Below are 22,009 nucleotides of genomic sequence, written 5' to 3' on the forward strand. Positions count from 1 at the left end.
CGTCCGTCAACCCGCGCTGATGCCAGATCGCCTGAGGAGTGCTTGCCGTGAACACCCGTATCATAAACCCACAGAGATCCGCTGTCCGTCATGCCCCGAACGACTTGTACCAGTCGGCCTCTCGATCTGTGACCGGCGAACTGCCAAAGGGCGCGCCGGAATATTGGGCCCACAGCGTCACCGACCTCGTCGCGGGCGCCACGCGGGATGGCCGCCTCGGCCGCATTCAAGATGATGCGGGGAAGGCTCTGTCGTCATCACGGGTGGAAGACGCCGTGCGAAGGTTCGCGGCCGAGGGGCTTCGCGCCGGCGACGTCGTCATCATCGAAGCCCGCAATACGCTTGATGTCGCCGAGTCGTTCCTCGCCCTTTGGCTGCTCGGATGCACGGTTTGCCCGACTGACCCGCAGGCGCCGGCGAATGTCAAGGCGATGATTGCAGCGGAAGCCAAGGCAACAGCTACCATCGCAGTCGACGGGCAGGTTCATGGTCATGACCGGGAGGACCCGCCACAGGAGCTGATCCGGCTGCGCCGGCCCAAACGCATCACCGGTGCGGATCTTGCTCTCATCATTTTCACGTCTGGGAGTTCCGGCGCCGCGAAGGGCGTTCTGCTGTCGCATCACAATGTGATATGCGCCTTGCGCAGCATCAGCGCCTACCTCGGCCTCAATACGGCTGACAGTATCCTCTGTATCCCGCCGTTCTTCTTCGACTACGGGCTGTACCAACTGCTGCTCGCTTTGTTCACCGATTGCACCCTGATCCTTAACGGCTCACAAACTAATTCCGTCACGATCGTGAAGCTGATCGAGCGGCTACGCCCGTCCGTCCTTCCCGTCGTTCCTGCGCTTGCCTCGAGCCTGGCGCGGCTCAACGAGCTGGCCGGAACCCAGGCAAAGAGCGTGCGCCTGATCACCAATACCGGCGGTCATCTGTCGGACAGTGCCATTGACTCACTTCGTGCGACCTTTCCCTCAGCCAAGATCATGCCGATGTACGGGCTGACGGAATCGAAACGGGCGCTCTATCTCGACACTGACCGCTACCCCAACCGGGCCGGCTCAGTCGGACGCGCCATGCCCGGCCTCGATGCCAAAGTCGTTGTCGAAAGCGATAGCGGAGAATTGCGCGAAGCGGCAGCCTTTGAGACGGGCGAGCTTTACGTACGCGGCTCTGCCGTGATGCAGAGCTATCATCGCAGCGACGCCGGCGCAGGTGCGCGGCTGGTAGGCGGGCACTATCGCGACGATAACTGGCTGGCCACCGGGGATCTGTTTTCAACCGACGCGGACGGGCTGTTTTATTTTCGCGGCCGTGCCAAATCGCTGATAAAACAAGGCGGCTATTGCATCCATCCGCGTGATATCGAAATATTGGCCGAACAACACACGGACATCGTCATTGCCAAGGCCATTGGCCGGTTCGAGGCGAATGGCGACGAAAGCGTCGTGCTGTTCCTGCAGACCGCAACCCCGGTGGAACGCGCCGAACGACTGCGGATCATCCGCGAGCTCAGGGCGGCAATCCCGACTTCATTGATGCCGCGCGTATTTCATTTCGTCGATCAATTCCCGGCCACCGCCAACGGCAAGATCGATGCCGCGGCGCTTGCCAAGTTCGACAGCGCCTCGGCTGCGTTCTGAACCCCGCCAACTCCCAACGAGCTTACGTTCATGCGAACACATCCCGAATGGATCGACAAACTGGTCGGACAGCCGATTGCCACGCCGGCGTATGTTTTCTCACCCGAGGAAATGAGCCGGCAGATGCGAAAGCTTGGCGCCGCGTTGGGCACGCGGGTCATCTTTTCTGTTTCGGCCTGCCCAAACTCCGATTTGCTGATGCGCCAGGCCGAGGACGTTCGTTTCGGGGTGCGCTGCTCCTCGAAGGCCGAAATGGGACTGGTCGCGGGCTGGCGCACCGATTACGCATTCGTCACGCTGCCGTCGATGGACGAGCAAACCATGCGCGCAGTGCTCGGCGCGAGATTCCGCCTCATCGTCGATGCGTCACAGCAGATTGAGCTCTTGGCCAGCCTGCGAGGAAAGCGTGAGGTCGTCCCCATCAGCCTCGGCGTCAGCGTCGGGCTGATCGAGGGATGCTCGGATCGCGGCGGCGATGACGTCAGCCGCTTCGGCATGGACTGGGACGATCTGAGACTGGCGATCGCATTGGCCAGGCGTCACGGCGTTCCGGTCGGCGGCCTCTATGTCTTTGGCGGCGCAAACAGCTTCGGCGGCCGATCTTTGGCCATCGTTCGAGCAATGCGGGACCTGGCGGCGCAGGTCGAGGCCGAGCTCGGCGGGCCATTGGACGTGATCACGATCGGTGCCGGCCTCGAGGCAGGCTGGGAAAACAAAGGTCACGATTTCGCCGCTTATCGCGCGGAGATAGCCAAATTCGCCTCGCACATCCAAATCATCCACGATGTCGGCCGCGCCGCGATTGCATCCGCCGGATGCTTCGTCACGAAGGTGGTCGCGCGCAAAAACGTGAATGGCCGCAGCTACGCCATTTGCGACGGCGGCATGGCGCAAGCGTATCTGCTCTCGAAAGCGGCGCGAGACCAGCAGCTCAAGTCAAATCCGCTGGTCTGCGGGGCAGGCCTCGAGCTGCGGCAATCAAATGCCGCCCGCTGCGCCGCGGTCACCACCATCGTCGGAGGCTCACTCAGTCGCGACGATATCCTCGCGGAAACGAACACCGACCTTAATCCGGGCGATCTGCTTTTCTTCCCGCAGGCGGGCGCTTATTGCCGAACCTATACGCCCGGCGAATATCTGGGCCAAGGCTACGCCGCCTCCTACGTTCTCTGAGACCGGGGCTAGACCGATGTACTTGCTCGAAGCCGCAGTCTACAAGCGCACCGTTGCATGGAGCGCGCTGGTATTGCATGGCAGCAATGCCGTCGCCGATCGACTCGGCGCGCTGCTCGGACGCCAGATCGAAATTGCACTCGGTGATATTCCCGCGCAAAGCGTCGGGCTCAATATGGTCGTCTCGACGATGCTTGATGTGCCCTTTACGTCGCAGTGGCTGCGGTGGCCCGCCATCGCCAGCGCGGCGCGAAAGCACACCCGGTCAGCGCCGCAAAACATTGTCACAGCCTATGAATGTGCATCCTGGGGTTATGTTCTCCGCTACGCGAAGAACTGCGCGCCAACGGCGCCATACATCGTGATCTCGATTCTCGATCTCAATATCTTTGGCCTGTCGTATTGGCGCAACAATTCAATGTGGGGCGACTCGGGCTTCGGACTGACAACGATTGTGCTGCGCTGTTCGCAGGACGATTTCATCCATTGCCAGACCTCGAAATCCGCGAACGCGTTCGGCGAATTCTGCGTCGACTTGCGCACGGTAATGACCGTCAAAAAAGATCTTCGGGTCTGCGCGCCGTATTTTCCCCCCAACATCGCGACACTCTACGACCGCCTGCTGCCGAGCGAACGGCTGCTGACCAACCGCAATGCGGACTACGGCCACAGCTTCGGCTCTGATCCGTGGATCGCGTTGATCGAACATCGACAACGCGGCCTTGATGGGCCAAGCGACCACTATCTGGCAACCTCTATCGCGCTCAGCGGCTACTGGTGCTTTGCCGAAGTCGAGATCGCGGACGCCGGACGATTCATTCTCTCCGAAGCCGAATCCGAAGACGAACTGGTCGAGGCTGCCGCATGATACCGACATTTTCCGGCCGACTGCGATCGTCGCCCTATGCGGGGTTGCCGATCCCTTCGATATCCCATCCCGCTGTGCTGACCAGCGAGGCCGACTTTACCGCGATGGCGTTGATGGCGCGGGCCGAATGGGCACCCGTGCTGTTATCTTTCGCGCAGCGGCACGATTTGATGCGCCGGATCTTCCAGACCATTGACGCCGTTCTCGGTGACACCCTCCAACGCATCCTGCTTCACAGCCGCGTGCCGGCGGGAGGGCGGATGCCGGCTATATTGGCGCGCGAAACCGTCTTCATCGTCTCTGAGCTGGAATGCGAGATTGCCCGGTTGCTCAGCGCCGGTCTTTCGTTCCTCAGCATCCACGAGGGGTTCGTACGTCATCCACTGGAGGTCGGCAACAACGAGGTCGAGATCGCCTGGCACAATCCGCCGGAAGGCGGCGCTGCGCGCTTCAACCTGCTGACGAGCGAGCTCAACAAGCTGGGCTTCAGCGCGCCGGCAGCCGGCGGCGGCACAACTTCCATCGAAGCTACGCATTGAAACACCTGCCGAAGCGGAACCAGGCCATGTTCGAACTGCAGTCGACCCACGGCGCTTTGTCGATCATGCGCCTTGCCATGGCCGATGGTGTGAAAATCGGGTTTCGCTTCTTTCAACCCAGCAAACCCGCGACGGCATGCGCAATCGTGCTGCCTGGCGGGGCCATGCACGGGGATTTCTATGTGACTTTCGCGCGCCTGTTGGCCAGCGCGTCGATAAAGGTCGTCGTCATCGATCCGCGCGGACACGGCCTCTCCGAGGGCACCCCAGGCTACCTTGACCGGCCATCCCAATATACCGACGACTTCGCGTGTTGCTTCTCGACATTACGGCGCATGCATGACCTGCCCCTCTTCGTGCTTGCGCATTCAGGGTCCGCCGCGATTGCGCTCAACGCCCTGTCGATCCTGCCGGAACGTTCGGCGGCCGGCATCGCGCTGCTGACGCCCTCCTTCGCCGACGACAGCACCCTGTTTCCGACTGACAATCGCTTTCTGCGCCGGTTGCAAAGCCTGCGCTATTGGCTTGGCCTTGAAGCGCCGGTGCCAGCACCACGCTCCAGTGACGAGATCAACATCCGGTTCTCCTACGCAGCATATCTGTTGGCGCGACTGACCGGCCTCGGCGCACGGCGCGCGATCTTGACTTTTCCGGCGATGCGCAACGAGGCCCCCTATAGCTACAGCGCGGCGGCCGTGGCTGGCATGCGGGCCGGCCGATTGGAAACCCTGATGTCCGCGATCTCCTGCCCGATGTTTCTGGCCACCGGCGGCGCTGACCCCTACGTCAATTCGGCCGCGGTTCAAACGGTCTTGCCATGGGCGCTGCCGCCCGACTGCTCGATGACCGCGATCAACTACGCCGATGGCGATCACTACACCGTCCTGCTGAAGTCCGCGCGCGCCTTGAGCCAATGGATTGGCGCCAACATTGGAGGGCACAAGCCATGAACGCGAATGCATTTCGGCGCTTCGAGGAACGACCAGGGGCTCTGCACGCCGCGCAGAAGACGGAATGTATCGTCGGAGCCGGCGCTGAGCGCGCAAGTTTGACGACGCTTGAGGCTTTCTGCGATCTGGCCTGCTTCGGCCTTGTAGCGGGGGTAACCCCTGTAAACGACAAGACCGGCCCGGGCCTTTCCCGCGCAGGGACGCCGGCCGAAGTGAAACGCGTCCGCTTTATTGATGCGACACCGGACCGTGCGGCTGACCTGCCGAATTATTGCATGTCGGCTACCGCGCGCGCCGTCGCGGCGCGACTAAGCCTGCCCCTGGTCAACACGCATCTGCTCGCGCTCATGGCCTTGGCGGATCGCCTGCCTGACGACGAACAGCTTCTTGTCTCGCTGCCGCCAAGCCAGCCAAAACCGTTCCTGGATCGCCTGAAGCCGCACGCACGCGCCATCGTTATCGAACGCATTTCGGTTCTGCGCGAGCATCGGCGCATCGCGCTTGGCTTGCCCGTTCGTTCGTCCGACGATTGGCTGGATCGCCAAATCGACCGCGCGTTCATATTTCCGATGGCGCGCCAGTACCTCGGCCGCTGCGTCGGATCGGTCGCGCAGCGTATCCATTTCCACCGCGCGGACGAGGCCGACCCCGCGCCCGCGCATGAGATCGCGCTAGGAAAATTCAAAGCCAGCGACCCGCTGGGACAAAACGTCTTCGCGCTGGTCATGCGTCGGCTGTTTTTCCGCAAACCCTCCTTGCAGGCGGGTCTGTGGTTCGACGTTAACCCTTTCATGCTTGGGCGCAGGGTCGCCCGCCTTGGCGGAGAAACGCCGCGGGGGGCCGGCGAGGCCATGTTGGCCGCGTTGCAAATCGACTTTCTCGAAGCTGCCCAGGCGCCGCCGCAGCCGGCTCGCAGCTGACCGGATCTCGGGCCCCACTGCCGTACCGCCCGCATGCCATCGATAGCTCAAGCGCGAGCGGTTGAAGGTCTCTCCTCCCTCGCACCAAAGCCCACCAAAGCCGGAGGCAGCATCAGGCTCGCAATGCTGCCTGCGCTCTTCGCGACCGCAGCCGTCGCGGCCCGCAGGCGCGCAGACCAGATCGGTCAAGCCGCGATGTTATCGACGATGGCCCGTTCACGCCGGGAGACGCCATCATTTGACCCATGCTGGGAAACGTCGCCGCTCGAACCATGCAGAACCGATTGCCGGATACCCGCACGCAAGCGGACTTCGAGCAGGCTTGACAGCGTGACGTCGATATACCCGGCGGCGACGTCGTGACGGCCCATGTGGAAGTTCGCCGCCTGGATCTCGACCTTGCAGCCCGCGGCCATGATGACATGGTTGAACACAGCTACCGGCATCAAGCCAAGATATTGGCTGATGCCGTTGGCGAGACCGAATTCGAGGCAGCCGCAGATCAGTTCCGCGACGACTCGTCGGCGTGTCGACGGGGTCAACGAGCGATCGCAGCCGAAGCGCGTCGCCTCCCAAATCGTCTCGGTCTCCGGGGGTGAATGCTGCAGAAGTTCCGGCCACAGTGATTTGATCATATAGGGACGGGTCGTCGGCAACAGGCGCGCCACCCCCCGCGCCTGGCCGTTGTCATCAATCCAAACCAGGTATCTGGCGGCCGGCGTATCGAACTGGTCATATTCGAGACTGTTGTAAGTCGGAACATCCCAGCTCTGCCGGCCGACAAAAATCTGATGACGGAGACGGTGATGAGAGATCCACGCTTCACCGTGCAAATGTGCATTTTCCCAGCTCAATACCAGTACTGTCATGGTCCTTCCCCAGCCCCGTCCGCTGATGCGGCACTAGCCACAGACTGTCACCATCAGTTTTTCTCATGAAGCTACCGAGTCTGGTAGGAGGGCCGCCACCGCTTGCTTTGGGCCTCAATACCAGCCCCACTCCCGGCATCTGGCGCGCCGCAACATGACACCCTGCTAACCTTGGTAGGTCTCAACCACCGCGGTCAAAGGCATTGTGATGTGCCTGGTATACGCGCGCTACCGCGCGCTTTGGGACTGTCGCACTCCATGGATTTTACTTTGCAACAACTGATCTATGCCGACGCGGCCGCGGAATTCGCCAACTTTACCGACGCTGCCCGGCACCTCGACGTCTCGCAAGCCTCAATCTCGGCGGCGGTTTCCCTGCTTGAGCGGCGGATCGGCGCCAAGCTCTATCACCGTCATTCGTCCCGCGGGGTGACATTGACGCCCCTGGGCGAAGACTTCATCCACGAAGTCCGGGTTCTGCTCGGGCACGTCAGGAAGTTCCAGGCGGTAGCGGTGGGCCTGAGCGCCGGACGGATCGGGGAGCTCAGGATCGGTTGCCAGGTCGCGATCGCGATCCGCTTTCTGCCCGCGCTGCTTGATGGGTTTGGGCGCAGCTTTCCCGCGATGACGCTGGCGGTGAAGGAAGAGAACGAACGTGACAACGTGATCGCCGCGTTATTGGCCGGCAAAATCGAATTCGGCATCGGCATCGGGCACGCGATGGACGACCGCATCGTCAGCGGAGAGGTCGCCGCGCTGCCCCCCTATGCCATCATTGCAGTCAACCACCCCTCGGCAAAGCGCAAGTCGATACGGCTGGCCGACCTCATCGACGAACCGTTCCTCCAGTCGGTGTCGCCCGAGAGCCGCCGCTACGTTCGCGGACTTTTCAAGTCGCTCAATGCTGAACCACGGGTCGCCTATCGATCAAATTCTCCCGACCTGATCCGTGCCATGGCCAGCCGCGGTCTCGGCTTCGCGATCGAAAACATCGTCCCCGCGACGACGGTTTCGCATGATGGCCACCGCTTCGCCGTCGTCCCCTTCGCAGATCGCCTGCCTCCGCTGCAGGTGATGACCTATCATCGCAAGAGCGACACTGCCAACGCTGCGGTCAGGGTGTTCGACAATTACGTCAGGGAAGCCTTCCCCGCGCCGAACGGATCGCGCTCGCCATGATCATCGTTCGGCAGGATCCGACAGCCTCACACCATGCAAAGGAGATGGGACGATGAAACATATTTCTCCCCCGCGGCTTGCGCCCATGCCGCCGATCCGCAACCAAAATCGCCTCAAGCTTGGTTTATTTGGCATGAACTGCTCGGGCGGATTGGCGGCTTCAACCGTGCCGGAACGGTGGCGCAACGGGTGGGAAAACAATGTCGCCGTGGCTCAATTGGCGGACGAGGCCGGCCTTGAATTTTTGCTCCCGATCGCGCGCTGGATCGGCTATGGCGGCACATCCGGCTTCCACGCCGATGTTCTTGATCCCATGACCTGGGCCGCGGGACTGCTGGCAGTAACCCGCCGCATCAACGTGTTCACGACCGCCCACACCTCGATCCACCATCCGGTCGTGGTCGCCAAGCAGATCGCGACGCTCGATCAAATCGGCGCAGGACGGGTCGGATTGAACGTTGTGGTCGGGTGGAATCGGCCCGAATTCGCAGCGCTCGGACTGCCGCTCGACGTCGATCGTGTTCAACGCTACGCGATGGCGGCCGAATGGCTGGCGATTGTCAGGCGGCTGTGGCACGAGACCGCGCCGTTTGACTGGAATGGCGAGTTCTACAAACTGAGCAAGGTCAGCGGCGCGCCGCGGCCGATCGCCTGCCCGGTGCCCATTTTCAATGCAGCGATGTCGGCGGATGGTCGGGACTTCGCTGTGCGAAACTCCGAATTTCTCTTCACCGCCTCCTTGGACCTGCGTACCGCAAAGACCGATATTGAAAGCATGCGGACGACGGCACAATCGCTTGACAGGAGTGTCGGCACCCTCACCTTCTGTCACGTGGTCTGCCGGCCTTCAGCGCGGGATGCACGCGACTATCACCGCTACTACGCCATCCAGCATGCCGATCGCGAGGCCGTGGAGACGCTCGTCAGTTCGATGATGCCGCATGTTGCAACGCTGCCGAAAGCTACTCAGGAAATTATCAAGTTCAGCTTCGCCGCTGGCCACGGCAGCCGTGCCCTGGTCGGCGACCCCGACATGATCGCGGACGATCTCGCGGCCATCAGCGCCGCCGGCTTCGACGGCACAACTCTCGGTTTTGTCGACTACCGGCAGGAATTGCCTTATTTTCTCGACGAAGTCCTACCGCGGCTTGAGAGGCGCGGACTGAGAGCCGATCGACGCCTTTAAGCGTGCGCTAGTCTGATCGAAGCCGATCAGATGACACATTCAGTCCCAAAGACTTCCGGTTGCCAAGACTTCCAATTGCAGAGACTTCCAATTGCAAACACTTCCAATTGCAGAGACTTCCAATTGCAAACACTTCCAATTGCAGAGACTTTCAATTGCAAACACTTCCAATTGTAAATAGATACAATTGCAAAGACTTCGGTCAGCTGCCCGGTCTTGCTCGGCGCGGCGGCCGGGTCTGCCGCTTTTGTGCCAAAACCTTCGTTGCCCCTGAATTGCTTGTTGTGATCTGCAGCACGAAAGCTACCGCGGCAGGGATTAGACCGGGCATGCCTCAAGTGAAACGGGTGTGACCGGAGCAGTCGTCAGCACCATATATTTTAGATTGCAAATCGCGGCGCGGTTCATTATTATCAAAAAAAGTTATTATGAAAAAGTTCAAGGAAATGCGCAGGCTCAGTCGTCCCAGTCGACGTGGGGGATCCCGTGGAAATTTTCCGCTTTATCGAACTTTCGAATCAAACCAAATCCCCCGAACTCATCTTTGAACTCCTGGTCGAGGCGACTTCAAGCGAGGGCTTCGACCGGGTTGCGTATGGTTCTGTTAATTATCGAGAGAGCCTGAGACTGGCAGACTACAACCCGCAAGCCATCATGCTCAACTACCCGATCGAATGGCAAAAGAGCTATTTTGAAAGAAAGGACCACGAGATCGATCCGATTTTGCTGTTTTCTCCCCAGATGGCCCGCTCCTTCCGATGGAACGGCTTTGCCGAACGCGGCCTGATAAATAAGCGGCAGCGGGCGTTCTTTGGGATGGCGGAGGACGCCGGATTGCGCAACGGAGTGAGCGTGCCGATCCACGGCGCCGGCGGCAAGATTTCCGTGCTTTCGTTTGCTTCCAGCGCAGCCGGGACTGACGAATCAGCAAAACAACGTCACCTTGAAGTGCTGGCGTCGCAGTTCCATATCGCCTTCCTCGACTTGTCGAACGACGATCCGATGGATGACGACGTCGTCTTGATGTCTGACCGGGAGCGCGACTGTCTGAGCTGGACCGCCCAGGGAAAGTCGTCCTGGGACATCGGCGCGATCTTGAACATCAGCGAGAACACCGTGAATTTTCACATCAAGAATGCCATGCGCAAGCTGGACACCAGCAGCCGCACCGTCGCGGTAATCAAGGCGATCCGTCAAGGCATCATCGATCTGCCATCTCGTTCCAGGATCAGGTAGCTCGTTGCCGGTCCGCGCCACGGCGGCGCGCAGGCTGGCTCATGGGATACGGTCCGTCGTTGCCTCGCTGAAATGGAAAACTGAGCGGCGCAGCCCTTCATAGCGCGAGTTCAACCTCAGCCGCGAACCCAGCAGGCGATTGTTGCGTTTACGCCATTTGTCACCGATCGCGAGATTGCCGTAGTCGAAGAAGCGGACGGCGCCGTTTGCGACCCGCACCGGCAGCACCTCCGATCTGATCAGGCTGTTGGCGGACAGCGGCACGTCGAGCCAGCCTCGCGCGAAGGCGGCGCCGATGGCATCGATCAAGACGTACCCATTGAGCACGCATTTCAGGAGATCGCGGACCTCGCCTTCGATCAGTTCCTCCTCTTCGGCGATCGTCTCGGAATCGAAGTCGATCTGCCCGATCAGCGGGCTATTGACGATGTTGGTCAGCGTGATGCCTTCGAGATTCGCCCTTTGACTGGGGATGCCGATGGCCTCCTGATAACTTTTGGTTATGACCTTGTCTGCGCCGCCGTGCCGCGCAACCAGGGCTCCGAGCAGTATCAGGGCTTCGGCGTCGACCCGCCGCTGCGGAAAGACCCCCATGAACTGGTGCAGGGCGACATAGATATCCGGACCGAACAGGAACTCGGACGCCAGTCGACGCAATACGCGCAGCGCGGCGATATCCTGCTCGGCGTTACCGGATTGGCAGATCGCCAGCGTGTGGCAGGCGACGCCGGCATCATGGGCCAGCACCGCCTCGAGCAAAACGCAGGCAATCGAGATGCTGGGAGGCATCAGCACGGCGGTCAGCGTGCCGAAGTACTCGCGGTCCACGATAATGCCGGCCCGAGCCAGATCACCGCAGCGGTTGTCGACATCCTGCCAGTAGCGCAGCGTCTCGACGATCGGGATGCCCTGACAGTAAGGGATATTGTATCCGATACCCCCGCCCTCGAACGAGGTTAGTCCCGATGCGATCGCATATTCGAACAGAGCTCTCGGATCCGGCGAGCCGTGGCGGACCTCGATCGCCTTCCGGGTCTTCAGGTTCAGCTCCCGTCCACGCTGCCAGCCATGCGCGACCAGCGGATAGCCGTTCAAGCGGTCAGGCGCCCACAACATGACCGCGTAGGCTTTTTCGAAGTTCAACAGGCGGGTGTGGGAATCGATGGTCATCGACAGGATATGCGGCGCTTCGGGTGCATCGAAGCCCTGCAGCAGATCGAGCATCTTGTCGTGCGCACCCACCCCCGATCGGGGTTGCAGAACCAGTTCGCCCTCGGTTCGCTTCCGCGCCAGGACGGCCTGCACCGACTCCTTTTTGAGCGAGCGAATGAAGTCGATGGATTCGTCAAGCGGCGGCACCCGATCGCGCGAACGCGTGCTGGAGAGAAAGCTGGGACTATCCATGTTCATTCCAGTCAGACCTCCGCCGCCGCCGGCGTATCCTTCACTGTTGCGGTGCGGTCGGGCCTTTGCTTGCCGGGCACCGCGCTTTGCGGTGCGGTCCGATCGCCAAGCTCGCGTGCGATCGCGGCCAGGCTCGCGCAGGAGAGCGGCAGGCGCCGGCGAATAAAGTAGCGCGCGGCCTCGATCTTTTCCTGATAGTATTCATGATCTTCCGCGCTGTGCGACCGCTCCGCCAGCGCTTGCGTCGCGACGCGCGCGCCATCGAGAAGCTGCCATGCGATGGCGATCTCGGCCAAGCCCGCCAGAAATTCGCAGGAAAATTCCGGAAGCCGGTTCATCTCCGATTGCCGAACCGCCAGCCCCATTCGACGGCAGACATCGAGCAGTGTGCGCTTGGCCTCTTCCAGCGCGCGGATCTCCTCGGCGAACATCGCAAGTTGCGCCAGGGCGGCCATGGTCGCATCGATTTCGCCGAATAGGCTGTCAAGGCGCGAACTCCGCAAGCACATGCCCAGCTTGTCGCGGATCAGGAACAGTGACTGAATATGGTTCGTGCCTTCCCAAATTGACAATATCTTGCAATCGCGGGCATTCTGCTCGACAGGGTTTTCCCTGAGGTATCCAACTCCGCCCATGGTCTGAATCGCCGACCCGGTCACGCGCCACGCCTGGTCCGACGTATAGGCCTTGACGATCGGCAGCAGGATATCGAGCAGGTCCTTCTCAATTTGGACCCGCTCCGCCGGCATCGAATTGCCTCGCAGCAAGGCGCGGCAGAGTCCGAGCCGTGCGATCAGGGCACGGCACCCCATCGTTGTCGAAACCATGTCCAGACGCATGCGCCTGACGTCGGCATGCATTTTGATCGGCAGGCTCGGCGCCTTGCCACTCATCGACTGATCGAATTTCTTGCCTTGAATGCGGTGCTCGGAATAGGTCTTCGCCGTCTCGCAGGCCGACGAGGCGAGCCCCAGCGCATAGATGCCGGTGCTGATTCGCGCCGGTGTCATCATCAGCATCAATTGCTGCAAACCATGGCCCTCGGCGGAGCCCAGAAGATAGGCCACCGTCGGCTCCTCCTTGCCGAACTCGAGATGGGTATTGGCGCAGCCGCGTAGTCCCATCTTTTTCACGACTTGCCGGCAGCGCACGCCATTGTCGATCGTCGGCTGGCCGCCCGCGTCAAGGCGATAGCGCGGGACCAGAAAGCAGCTCAGCCCCAACATCCCCAAGCCGTCACCGACTCGCGCAAGAATGAAGTAGTAGATGTTGTCGCTCAATTCGTGCATGCCGGCCGAAATAAGCCACTTATGGCCGCTGAGATGATAAATCCCGGGCGACTGCTTTTCGGCTGCGCAAGCAATCAGGTTCAGATCGGAGCCCGCCGCCTTCTCGGTGAGGCAAAGGCACGCAGTCGCGCTCAAATTGCCCAGTGCTGGTGCGAACTGCTCGCGCAATTCCTCGCTTCCGTAGGTTTCCAAAAGCGTCAGCGCAGGACCGTTGAACCCGACATAGGTCACGAAAGATGGATTTGATCCGACCATCATTTCGATCACGAGGCCTTCGACAATTTCCGGCAATGGAAGCCGTCCGTCGTCTCCGAGGGTTCGCCACGTCGTCCAAATCTCGCGATAGCGCTTCATCAAGGCTGCGTAGCTCGGGGGTGTCTGTACGACCCCATTGGCATCAAGATAAGCCTCCTCGCGGTCGGATTCCGCGTAGGCCGCAGCCATCGGCCCTTCGGCGAACTCGCGCGCCAGCTCGATCACCGCGTCTATCGCCGCGCGATCCTCCGGCGCCGACAGGCTCAGCGTCTCCTGGATCTGCATCTGCTCCCACAACACAAATTCGACTTCGCGGATCGGCGCCTTGTAAAAATAGTTATGCATGGCTGGGGATCTCCTGTTGCAAAGTCCACCTGAAGTAGAAATTGTCGTGTCCGTAGAATTCTTCTCGGACGTAGCGAATGTCTCTAGGTTTGTTCGCGGGCTCCGGCCGTGGCGCCCGAAACACGATCTCTCCGAGGTCTTTTGGTATTGCGGCCCGGGTGTCGAATTGGCTGTCCCCGACGTCGGGCCCGAGCGCGATGATGCCGAAGCGACCGCCGGCCCCGAGGCAGGCCAGGACCAGCGGCCGCTCGCGCGCGAGCTCAATATTGGCCGTCAGGTCGAGCAGCGGGCGAACGGTCATGAAATGGCGGTGCCCGTTTTCGATCGACGGAAGCCACGACAGGGGTTCACCGCCCTGGGACGCGACCGCAACCAGGCTTTGCGCGAGCCGTCTGGACCATTCCGATGAATTTTCGAACGAGACGAACTCGGCACCGGGAAGCTCCTTCTTGATTTCATTCATCCGCTTGAAAACCCGCGAGGCGAGCTTTGCGGTGCCTGACAGTTCACGACTGCGGGCGAGGATCTCGCAGCAATAGATCCGCAGCGCATCCGGTTCCGGCGTGCGGCTGATATCCACCACGAACGAGATATCCTGGGCGATGAAGCCGTCGCTACCGCCGATCTTGGCGAGGTCGAGCGTGTCCTGGACAAAGGCGGAGGGCGTCTCCAGAAGGAGAATTCGCGCATCGCGCGCGCTGCTTTGCATGAATTCGAGGACACAGGCGAAGAACCCCACGCAGCCGATCGAAACGAAGCCGTCGGGCCCCGTCGCACTGATCGGCCGCACCGCATCGATCACAGCCGCCGCCGCGGCTTGATCGACAATCTCGATCTCGGCCGAGCTGGTGACCAGAAAGCCATCGCGCGGGATCTGGCGCAATTCGCCGCTGGCCACGGTCTGCCGCGTCACCCGTCGCATACCGACGATATAGATCGCCTCACTCATGTCCAACCTCCTCTCGCCGAACGGTCGATAGGGATGTGCGCAGGCCGGCCAGCTCGAAGCCGATGATCATCGCCGCCAGCCGCGCTTCGACGTCGGCGGGCGGCTGGTGCCAGTCGAGCACGAATTCGTTCTGTCCCGCCTCCACGATGTTGCGAACGAAGCCTTCGCGGATGGCGATGAATCGCCGGCCCAGGCGGATCAACTCGCGTGCCTCCGCCTCCACGTCGACGACCAGGAAAAGATCGTCGCCGAACATCTCCTTCGGCATGCGCAGGGTGCTTGGCATCCGCGAAGTCATGATCATTTCGTCGACGCTGTCGCCCCGGTGGGTCCGAATGATCCGCAGGAGGTCGCTGAGTACGCCATATTTTTCCTCGTATCCGACCTGCGGCGTCGACCACCGCCAGCGCCCGATCTTTGCGAAGCTCTCAAAATCCCGATCGTCATCGAATGCTGGATTGGGAGGCGTCGCCCGCTTTACCCGACTGGCATATTTCGTCGTTGCCAGGACGCCCTCATATCTGGCGCTAATCATGATGTTGCCTCCTCGCGCGACCCGGGCCGTTCGAGCAGTTCGAACCGGCAGCCAGCATCGAAGACAATGTCGCTGATCGCCCAGTATCCGCGCAGGGACGCCGATGTCGCCGTGTACACGTCATTCGGCCCGAGTTGTCCCGACTTGGCGTGATTGATGTAGGAAAGCCAGGTGTCCGAGCCGAAGCAGTGTCCGTAGCGGTCATGCAGATTGGGCAGCAGCCGCTCCTGCTTGAGGAAATGCTTGTAGATCTCGGCCATGCCGGCCGGAAGGAAGGGGACGTTGGCCGCGCGCGATGGCGAACAGGCCAGCCATTTTCGCAGGTCAACGCAGTATTCGCCCATGCCGTGCAGCGATTGCGCAATCTTGGTCGTCAAGGGAAACGCCCCGTCGGTGGGCAGCCGAACGACAAGCGTCGTCACGCCAAATCCGGAAGGACCCCAGTTCGGATTTCGCCGCCAGAAGCTGAAGTCGAGAACGTTGAGGTCGGCGATGGTGATGACGATCCGCGAGCCCGGACGCGCGCGCCGCCTGGCGTATTCGAGCGCGAATCCCCAGCCGGCGCATTCATATGAGGCCGTGAAGTTGCGTGGCGGCTTATCCGTGACCTCCGCGGCGGCGGCGGCCACTTCCGGCCATTTCAACCAGCCGCTCGCGAACGGCAGATCAATCATCGTCGACACGCAGATGTTGAAAGAAATATCTGTCTCCGACAGCGACGCCGTCGCCGCGGCGATTTCCTCGCCGAGCAAATGGCCGAAGGCGCTGGCGGCGCACTCGCCAGTCTCCGAGGCCGACCATTCCGGAACGCTCCGATAGCGCACGCATTCAACGCTCAACATGGCGGGATCTCTTGTTGCGCTCGTAGATTTCGAAGAAGCAGCGATAAGAGCTGCCTTCCATCTTGGTGAATGCCAGCAGGTCTCGTTGATCGGCCTTGCTGCGAACCGCGCCGCGCACAACCAGATCGCTCCAGACCTCGTTCGCCACCCATTTTATCGCCATTGCCTGGTCTTCCGAGAACCGGTCGAAATAAGCGATGGCGGCCTGGTTTTGTGCCGCCAGCCGCAGGAAGGCGATGCGCTCGGCGGTCGCGGCATCGATTTCGACCCTGTGATGCGCGGCGAGCCAGCCAGCGTGCGCGCAAAGCGCCTGGATCAGCCAGGGACGCGCCAGGGCGAGAAACATTTTCGGCGAGATCGGGCCGCCCTCGCTCAGAAACCAATCGGCGTCGGCGTCGACGTCGAGCCGGACATTGCCGAGCGGCAACTGGCCGTCGAGAAATGGCGCGCCGGAAGCTTTGCGTGTCGCGCCGGCATAGACCTCGGGCGGGATGACGACGGGCACCATGATCATGGAGTTGCCACGACGCGCGACCACGATCGCAAAGTCCGCGGCCTCGGCGTTCATCGCCCAGATCTTGTCGATCGCGAGGCGAATGGGGCCTGTTCCGCTCGTCCCTGAACGCCACTGCGAGGCATTCGGACCGCCCCGGTCGGTCATGCAGAACGCGCCGGTCTTGCCGCTTTCGACCCACCGCATCACCTGCCGGGATTGGGCTGAATTCCCTGCGAGTGACATCATCACCGAGCCGAGCATGCCGAAGAAACTCAGAGCATGGGGCCCGAAACCATCGCTCGCAATGCGCGCGACGGTATCGCGGATGGCGTGGAGCACCGGCGGGCTCGGCAGAGGAATTCTGGTCCGGGACTCCTCAATCGGCGCGAACGGGAGCCCTGCGTCCTCGATAATCATCGCCGAATCAAGCAGCCGAACTGCCGAGGCAGCAAGCAGGTCCTTGACCGATTGCGGCGCTTGGGTGTGGCGGGCCAGCGACATGATCGCCGGCGCGGCAAAGATATGGCCAACCTCAGACGACATAGACATTGGCCTCTCCAAGTTGCAGGAAGCTGTTCATGGCATAACTGCGAAAATAGGCGCCGCACAAGTCGAACAGCAGCACGTCGCCGTCTTCGACCGTCTCGAATGTCTCGCCGATCACGTCGTCACGGCTGCAGGTCGAGCCGCAGATGATGGTCTTTTCCTTGCCGCTTGCACTCTGGCGCACGGGCCCGAAGATCCGTGGCGTACGGTATTTGCGCAGGATGTTCTCGGTCTGCGCGAGCAGAAAGGCCTGCGCCATGCCGCCGTCACAGACGGCATAGCGCTGGCCGTCGATCGACTTGGCAAACAGTACGCGGACCGCGAAGCAGCCAGCCGTGGCGAAGATCGCGCGCCCGAATTCGTGCACAAGTTCGATATGGGCGGGGAAGCGCGCCAACTCGCGGCGATAGGCGGCGAAATCGTAACCTTTCTCGCTCCAGGTCTCTTCCAGCCCGCCTCCCAGATTGACCGTTTGGAAGCGGAAGCCGGCGTGGCTTTCCAGCCTGCCGAGCAGGCTCACCGCCGCGTCGACCACAAAGCGCGACGCACGGCCGAAGGTGTGCGGCCCCGCATACAGATGAAAACCGCGGACCCTGATATCGAGCGAGCGCGCCAGATCGATCGCCTCGCACGCTTGCTTGAAGTCCATGCCGAACTGATCGTGCCGCAGGGTCGGCGCATCCCGGTCATGCGCGTTGACGAGCCGGTTCGAGAGCCGCAGCATGACCGGCTGCACCTCGCGCCTGCCGCGCAGCCGCTGGATCAGCGCGAGATGCGCCGGGGAGTCGATAATGAAGGTCGCCTGCGCGCCAAGCGCCGAGCGCGCCAGACTTTCGGTCAACGCCGGCGTATTGACGTAGAGGTGACGGCTTCTGAGGCCCGCAAGCATATGCAACTCGCCGCGGGAGGCGACCTCGACGCCGTCCCAGAGATCGGACGGAATACGCGAGACAATATCCTGGACCGGGCATGCCTTAAGCGACACAATCACGGTCGTGCGGAGCGCGTCCTTGAGAGCGCGCAGGCGTCGTCCGACCTCGTCTACCGAGTAGATATAGGCCGGAGTCTGGACCTCCGTGACATCGATCGGCGCGTCCCACAATCTGGGCTGGTTCGGGCTCAAAAGCATCTCAGAGCTCCATCGCGAGGGTTTTGAGAGCGTTGAGATCGATTTTGCCGACCGGCGAAGGCGGCCATTCCCTGAGAAAGTGAATGATCCCGGGATAGAGCGACTTGTGCAGGTTCCGTCTGAGCTGCGCGCGCACCGCGTCCCGCTGCGCTTCGCAGGCCTCGTTCCGCGTCACCACGAAAAGAACCGCCGTTTCGTCGCCGTCGGGCTCCGATCGGCCAACGACGACAGCCGATGCCACCCCGTCGAGCGCTTCGGCCGCGGCCTCGATATCGCGCGGATAGAGGCAATAACCTTTTTGCTTGATCAGCGACTTGGAGCGGCCGCGGAAGTACATGCAGCCGTCGCCATCCATTTCAAACAGATCACCGGTTGCCAGCCAATTGTCGTCGCGATACCGCCCGGGTACGAGCCTGGCTCCCGCGCTGCTGTCGGCCCTGTGATAACGCTGCATCACCGAGGCCCCGCGCAGGTACAACTCGCCGATCTGGCCCGGCTCCGCCTCAACCAGCTGTCCTTCGCTGTCCTGCACCACGACGCGCGCATCGAGGCCCGGCATAGGTCCGCCGACAGAGCCCGGCTTTGAGGGCACGAGGTGCGGCGGCAAATAGAGCGCACGCTTGGATTCCGTAAGGCCGTACATCGGATAGATCGCCGCCTCGGGAAATGATCGCGCCATGGCCTCGATGGTCGCCGGCGCCAGGTGCCCGCCGGTGTTTGAGATGAGGCGCAGACTGGATATGGTCTGATTGAACGTGTTGAGAACCCGCGCGATGTTCGAGGCCAGCGCCGGGACGACCGGCAGGATGCTCGGCCGATGACCTTCGATGAGCGCCAGGATTTTCAGCGGATTGGTGATGCCCGCGGCCAGCAAAAGCCGGCATCCCACGAACATCGAAAACAATAGCTGATAGAGTCCATAGTCGAGGAACATCGGCGGAACGGAAAGAATCTTGTCCTGTTCGACGATCTCGAGATAGCTGGAAATGGCCCGCAGTGCGGCCAGTACGTTGGCATTGCTCAGCATCACGCCCTTGGGCGTCCCCGAACTTCCCGAGGTGAAGATGATAAGCCCGAGATCGACTCCGGTGGCCCTGCCGGGCGTCAGCGCCTTGGGCGGCGGCCTGCCGGCAACAAGCGACGCCTTGCCCTGGTTGTCGATTCGAGCCGCGGCGCCGGAATGCAGCTCGATCAGCTCGTGGACTTTCCGAGGCGCGGACGGATCGACCGGACAGATGGCGCAACCGTGCAGCCAAACGCCGAGCACCGAAGCGGCGCCCGCAACATCGTTGTTGGCCTTGACGAGCACAACCTCACCGGGCCGGACACCGAGCGACCGCAATTGTTCCTGCGCGGCGAAAACGTCCTCGTCACGCAGCCTCTTGCCGGTGGCGTCTTCAATGTTGCCGGCACGGCCGTCACGCAACATGGCGACGACCAGATCCTGCAGGCTCTGCGCCCAGAGGCGCGCATCGCCGGCGGGCGCCGCTTCGATCAGGCCGGCGAGCGGCTCTGCAATCGCCCTGGCGCCGCGATCGAGCCGCGTGTCAACAATGCAGTCCGTTACGATCTTATTCATGGGCGCCTCTCGACTTCTGGCTTCATGGAATCCCGCCGACCGGTCATGCAGGGATGGATAGAGAATTCAGCTGCTCATCCAGCTCGCGGATGGTCGTGTTTTCGTCGATGGCGATATCCTCATAATTCTGCACATCGACGTAGACCTGCTGGCAGATGATCACCATCTCGACAATGTTGAGCGAGTCGATGCCCAACTGAGACAGCGGAACGTCGATATCGATGGTCTTGACGCTCAACATGCGCTTCATCTCATCTTCGAAAATCGTCAGCGTGTCGCTCATCTCGCTTCCTTTCCTTTTCTGTCACGTCGTTGTCCGCATTATCCCACCAAGGCTGGCGCAACGGGGTGCGATTTCGGACCGGCTGCGGCCGGCGCCATCTCGGATCGTCGCCGATCGCCCGGCGCGGCCGCGATCGACAGAAACTCTTCGAAGCTATTCAGGACATGGTCGACTCCCAGGTCCCTGATTATCGCCTCGGCCCTTTCGGGTTTCTGGACGCCGACAGCAAGCCGACCGCCTATGAATATCGGCGGGCTGTCACGATATCCTTTCTTGATCGCCTTCAGCCGCTTCAGGTCGTCGACGGCGTGGCCGTTCTGCGCGCCAATCACGATGGCATCGGCTCGGAAGTTCACCGCCTCCCTGAACATGAGTTCGAGCGGGACGCATGCACCGAGATTCAACACCTGAAATCCTCTCTCTTCGAGATAGAGCTTGAACATGTACAGGGAGACGGTGTGGCAATCCGATTCTGTCATTCCAATAACGACGCGCTTCATCGTGACACCGTCCCATTCCCGCAGCAGCGAAACCTTCGACCTGCCGGGCCCGCCTTCGCTGATGTGTCCGCAACGTATCCATAACTCGGCAGCCAGCGCACCTACGAATGTTGGTAGGCTTGGGCGTCGCCGTCGCAATGCTAGGATTTGACCGGTGAGAAGCGGATCGGGACGGAAGGGTGCGAACGTGACAGATGAAACCAGCGCTTTGCTGAGCACACTCGTGGTTGATCGATCGGATAGCTCGTCACGCCGGTCCGCGGCGTGGAAGGGGCGCCTTCTGACTACGAGCGCCGCGATCGCGGCCGGAGCCACGGCCGCCGCGATCTGGCATTGGAATCTTTTTGCTGTGTGGCCTCCATCGGCTGTGACGCAGTCATATGCCGCGGTTCCGAATCCCGCGCCTACCCCGAAGGCGCCGGTGGCCGCGGCGGCAGATGCAGGACTTGTGGCATCGGGCTATGTTGTCGCGCGTAGAAAATCCGCCGTCGCCGCCGAAGTAACGGGCAAGGTCACTGAGTTGCTCGTCGATGAAGGATCGGTCGTTCGCGAGGGCGACGTGATAGCTCGCCTGGACACAACCCTGGCCGAGAAGGACGTGTCCCTGGCGAGATCTCGCGAGAGCGCCGCCGTGGCGAACTCGGATTCGATCGCAGCCGATCTTGCCGATGCCGAACGCGTGCTGGACCGCACCTCGCAGCTCCTGCAAAAGGGCTTTTCGACCGCCGCCGACCTCAGCAAGGTGGAAGCGCATCGCAACGTCCTACGCGCCCAGCTCCATCAGGCAAACGAGCAAATCCTGACCAGCAGGCTGGACGTGCAACGCACGACGCAATTGCTGGAAAAGTATACCATCCACGCCCCGTTCGACGGCGTCGTGACCGAGCGCAATGCCGAGGTCGGCGAACTGATCTCGCCGACTTCGCCTGGCAGCGGGCTCGTGCGAAACGCAGTCTGCACCATGATCGACACGGACTCGCTGGAAATCGACGTCGACGTCAACGAAGCCTATATCGGTCGCGTCCGCCCCGGCAGCCGCGTCTCGGCCATCCTTCAATCCTACCCCGACTGGAGTATTCCCGCCTCGGTATTCGCATTCAGTCCAATGGCCAACCGCGACAAGGCGACGGTGGGCGTGAGGATCGCCCTGACCGGCAAGGATCAGCGGGTAGTGCCCGGTCTGGATGTCAAGGTCACGTTCCAGGACGACGTTGCCGCCGAGGAACCGCCGCCGCGGAACGTCAATGCGGCCGGGAACTGAATGCAATCCTGTTCGCGCAAACCCGAGGTG

20 protein-coding genes are annotated in these 22,009 nt (G+C 61.6%); 9 read left to right on the forward strand and 11 right to left on the reverse strand.

What is annotated here, in order from left to right:
* Positions 1 to 47: 47 nt before the first annotated feature.
* From ABSG20_RS00320 to ABSG20_RS00340, 5 genes are all read left to right on the forward strand, one after another.
* Positions 48 to 1,646, forward strand: a complete 1,599-nt coding sequence (locus tag ABSG20_RS00320; protein WP_423862477.1) for a class I adenylate-forming enzyme family protein — start codon at positions 48 to 50, stop codon at positions 1,644 to 1,646.
* Positions 1,647 to 1,676: 30 nt separating this feature from the next.
* Entirely contained in the window at positions 1,677 to 2,819 is a 1,143-nt protein-coding gene (locus tag ABSG20_RS00325; protein ID WP_423862478.1) for a type III PLP-dependent enzyme domain-containing protein, read from the forward strand.
* A gap of 16 nt (positions 2,820 to 2,835) precedes the next feature.
* Positions 2,836 to 3,687, forward strand: coding sequence for a hypothetical protein (locus tag ABSG20_RS00330; RefSeq protein WP_423862479.1), 852 nt, complete (start codon positions 2,836 to 2,838; stop codon positions 3,685 to 3,687).
* A gap of 74 nt (positions 3,688 to 3,761) precedes the next feature.
* Positions 3,762 to 4,226, forward strand: coding sequence for a hypothetical protein (locus ABSG20_RS00335; protein ID WP_423862480.1), 465 nt, complete (start codon positions 3,762 to 3,764; stop codon positions 4,224 to 4,226).
* Between the two features lie 26 nt (positions 4,227 to 4,252).
* Positions 4,253 to 5,176: an alpha/beta hydrolase gene (locus ABSG20_RS00340; protein WP_423862481.1), complete on the forward strand. Its 924-nt coding sequence runs from the start codon at positions 4,253 to 4,255 to the stop codon at positions 5,174 to 5,176.
* Between the two features lie 1,105 nt (positions 5,177 to 6,281).
* Here ABSG20_RS00340 and ABSG20_RS00345 read toward each other — a convergent pair.
* Entirely contained in the window at positions 6,282 to 6,965 is a 684-nt protein-coding gene (locus tag ABSG20_RS00345) for an acyl-homoserine-lactone synthase (protein WP_423862482.1), read from the reverse strand.
* 258 nt (positions 6,966 to 7,223) lie between these two features.
* Here ABSG20_RS00345 and ABSG20_RS00350 point away from each other — a divergent pair, with 258 nt between their 5' ends.
* The 3 genes from ABSG20_RS00350 (at position 7,224) to ABSG20_RS00360 (ending at position 10,566) form a co-directional block, all read left to right on the forward strand.
* The gene (locus tag ABSG20_RS00350; protein ID WP_423862483.1) at positions 7,224 to 8,144 is read left to right on the forward strand and encodes a LysR family transcriptional regulator; all 921 of its coding nucleotides are present in this window, start codon (positions 7,224 to 7,226) and stop codon (positions 8,142 to 8,144) included.
* A 52-nt stretch (positions 8,145 to 8,196) separates the two neighbouring features.
* A complete protein-coding gene (locus ABSG20_RS00355; RefSeq protein WP_423862484.1) occupies positions 8,197 to 9,330 on the forward strand; it encodes an LLM class flavin-dependent oxidoreductase in 1,134 nt (377 codons plus the stop codon).
* A 486-nt stretch (positions 9,331 to 9,816) separates the two neighbouring features.
* Positions 9,817 to 10,566: an autoinducer binding domain-containing protein gene (locus ABSG20_RS00360; protein WP_423862485.1), complete on the forward strand. Its 750-nt coding sequence runs from the start codon at positions 9,817 to 9,819 to the stop codon at positions 10,564 to 10,566.
* A 39-nt stretch (positions 10,567 to 10,605) separates the two neighbouring features.
* Here ABSG20_RS00360 and ABSG20_RS00365 read toward each other — a convergent pair whose 3' ends face one another.
* From ABSG20_RS00365 to ABSG20_RS00410, 10 genes are read right to left on the reverse strand one after another with little or no spacing between them, the layout of a single operon-like run.
* On the reverse strand, positions 10,606 to 11,970 hold the full coding sequence (locus ABSG20_RS00365) for a hypothetical protein (RefSeq protein WP_423862486.1): 1,365 nt from the start codon (positions 11,968 to 11,970) through the stop codon (positions 10,606 to 10,608).
* An 11-nt stretch (positions 11,971 to 11,981) separates the two neighbouring features.
* The gene (locus ABSG20_RS00370) at positions 11,982 to 13,859 is read right to left on the reverse strand and encodes an acyl-CoA dehydrogenase (protein ID WP_423862487.1); all 1,878 of its coding nucleotides are present in this window, start codon (positions 13,857 to 13,859) and stop codon (positions 11,982 to 11,984) included.
* Positions 13,852 to 14,808: a hypothetical protein gene (locus tag ABSG20_RS00375; RefSeq protein ID WP_423862488.1), complete on the reverse strand. Its 957-nt coding sequence runs from the start codon at positions 14,806 to 14,808 to the stop codon at positions 13,852 to 13,854. Before ABSG20_RS00375 ends, ABSG20_RS00370 begins: the two co-directional genes overlap by 8 nt.
* Positions 14,801 to 15,343 (reverse strand): hypothetical protein, encoded by a 543-nt coding sequence (locus ABSG20_RS00380; protein WP_423862489.1) that lies wholly within the window; start codon positions 15,341 to 15,343, stop codon positions 14,801 to 14,803. Before ABSG20_RS00380 ends, ABSG20_RS00375 begins: the two co-directional genes overlap by 8 nt.
* Entirely contained in the window at positions 15,340 to 16,185 is an 846-nt protein-coding gene (locus ABSG20_RS00385) for a hypothetical protein (RefSeq protein ID WP_423862490.1), read from the reverse strand. Before ABSG20_RS00385 ends, ABSG20_RS00380 begins: the two co-directional genes overlap by 4 nt.
* A complete protein-coding gene (locus ABSG20_RS00390) occupies positions 16,172 to 17,230 on the reverse strand; it encodes an acyl-CoA dehydrogenase family protein (RefSeq protein WP_423862491.1) in 1,059 nt (352 codons plus the stop codon). Before ABSG20_RS00390 ends, ABSG20_RS00385 begins: the two co-directional genes overlap by 14 nt.
* Positions 17,214 to 18,356, reverse strand: a complete 1,143-nt coding sequence (locus tag ABSG20_RS00395; RefSeq protein ID WP_423862492.1) for a type III PLP-dependent enzyme domain-containing protein — start codon at positions 18,354 to 18,356, stop codon at positions 17,214 to 17,216. The genes ABSG20_RS00390 and ABSG20_RS00395 overlap by 17 nt, the downstream gene beginning before the upstream one ends.
* 1 nt (position 18,357) lies before the next feature.
* On the reverse strand, positions 18,358 to 19,935 hold the full coding sequence (locus ABSG20_RS00400) for a class I adenylate-forming enzyme family protein (protein ID WP_423862493.1): 1,578 nt from the start codon (positions 19,933 to 19,935) through the stop codon (positions 18,358 to 18,360).
* A gap of 43 nt (positions 19,936 to 19,978) precedes the next feature.
* Entirely contained in the window at positions 19,979 to 20,218 is a 240-nt protein-coding gene (locus ABSG20_RS00405) for a phosphopantetheine-binding protein (protein ID WP_423862494.1), read from the reverse strand.
* Between the two features lie 38 nt (positions 20,219 to 20,256).
* The gene (locus ABSG20_RS00410; RefSeq protein WP_423862495.1) at positions 20,257 to 20,718 is read right to left on the reverse strand and encodes a cobalamin-dependent protein; all 462 of its coding nucleotides are present in this window, start codon (positions 20,716 to 20,718) and stop codon (positions 20,257 to 20,259) included.
* A gap of 421 nt (positions 20,719 to 21,139) precedes the next feature.
* On the opposite strand from ABSG20_RS00410, the gene ABSG20_RS00415 reads away from it, so the two are divergent.
* Positions 21,140 to 21,979, forward strand: a complete 840-nt coding sequence (locus ABSG20_RS00415; RefSeq protein ID WP_423862496.1) for an efflux RND transporter periplasmic adaptor subunit — start codon at positions 21,140 to 21,142, stop codon at positions 21,977 to 21,979.
* Positions 21,980 to 22,009 lie beyond the last annotated feature (30 nt).

The sequence above is a fragment of the Bradyrhizobium sp. genome, from assembly GCF_049512235.1.
Taxonomy (GTDB): domain Bacteria; phylum Pseudomonadota; class Alphaproteobacteria; order Rhizobiales; family Xanthobacteraceae; genus Bradyrhizobium.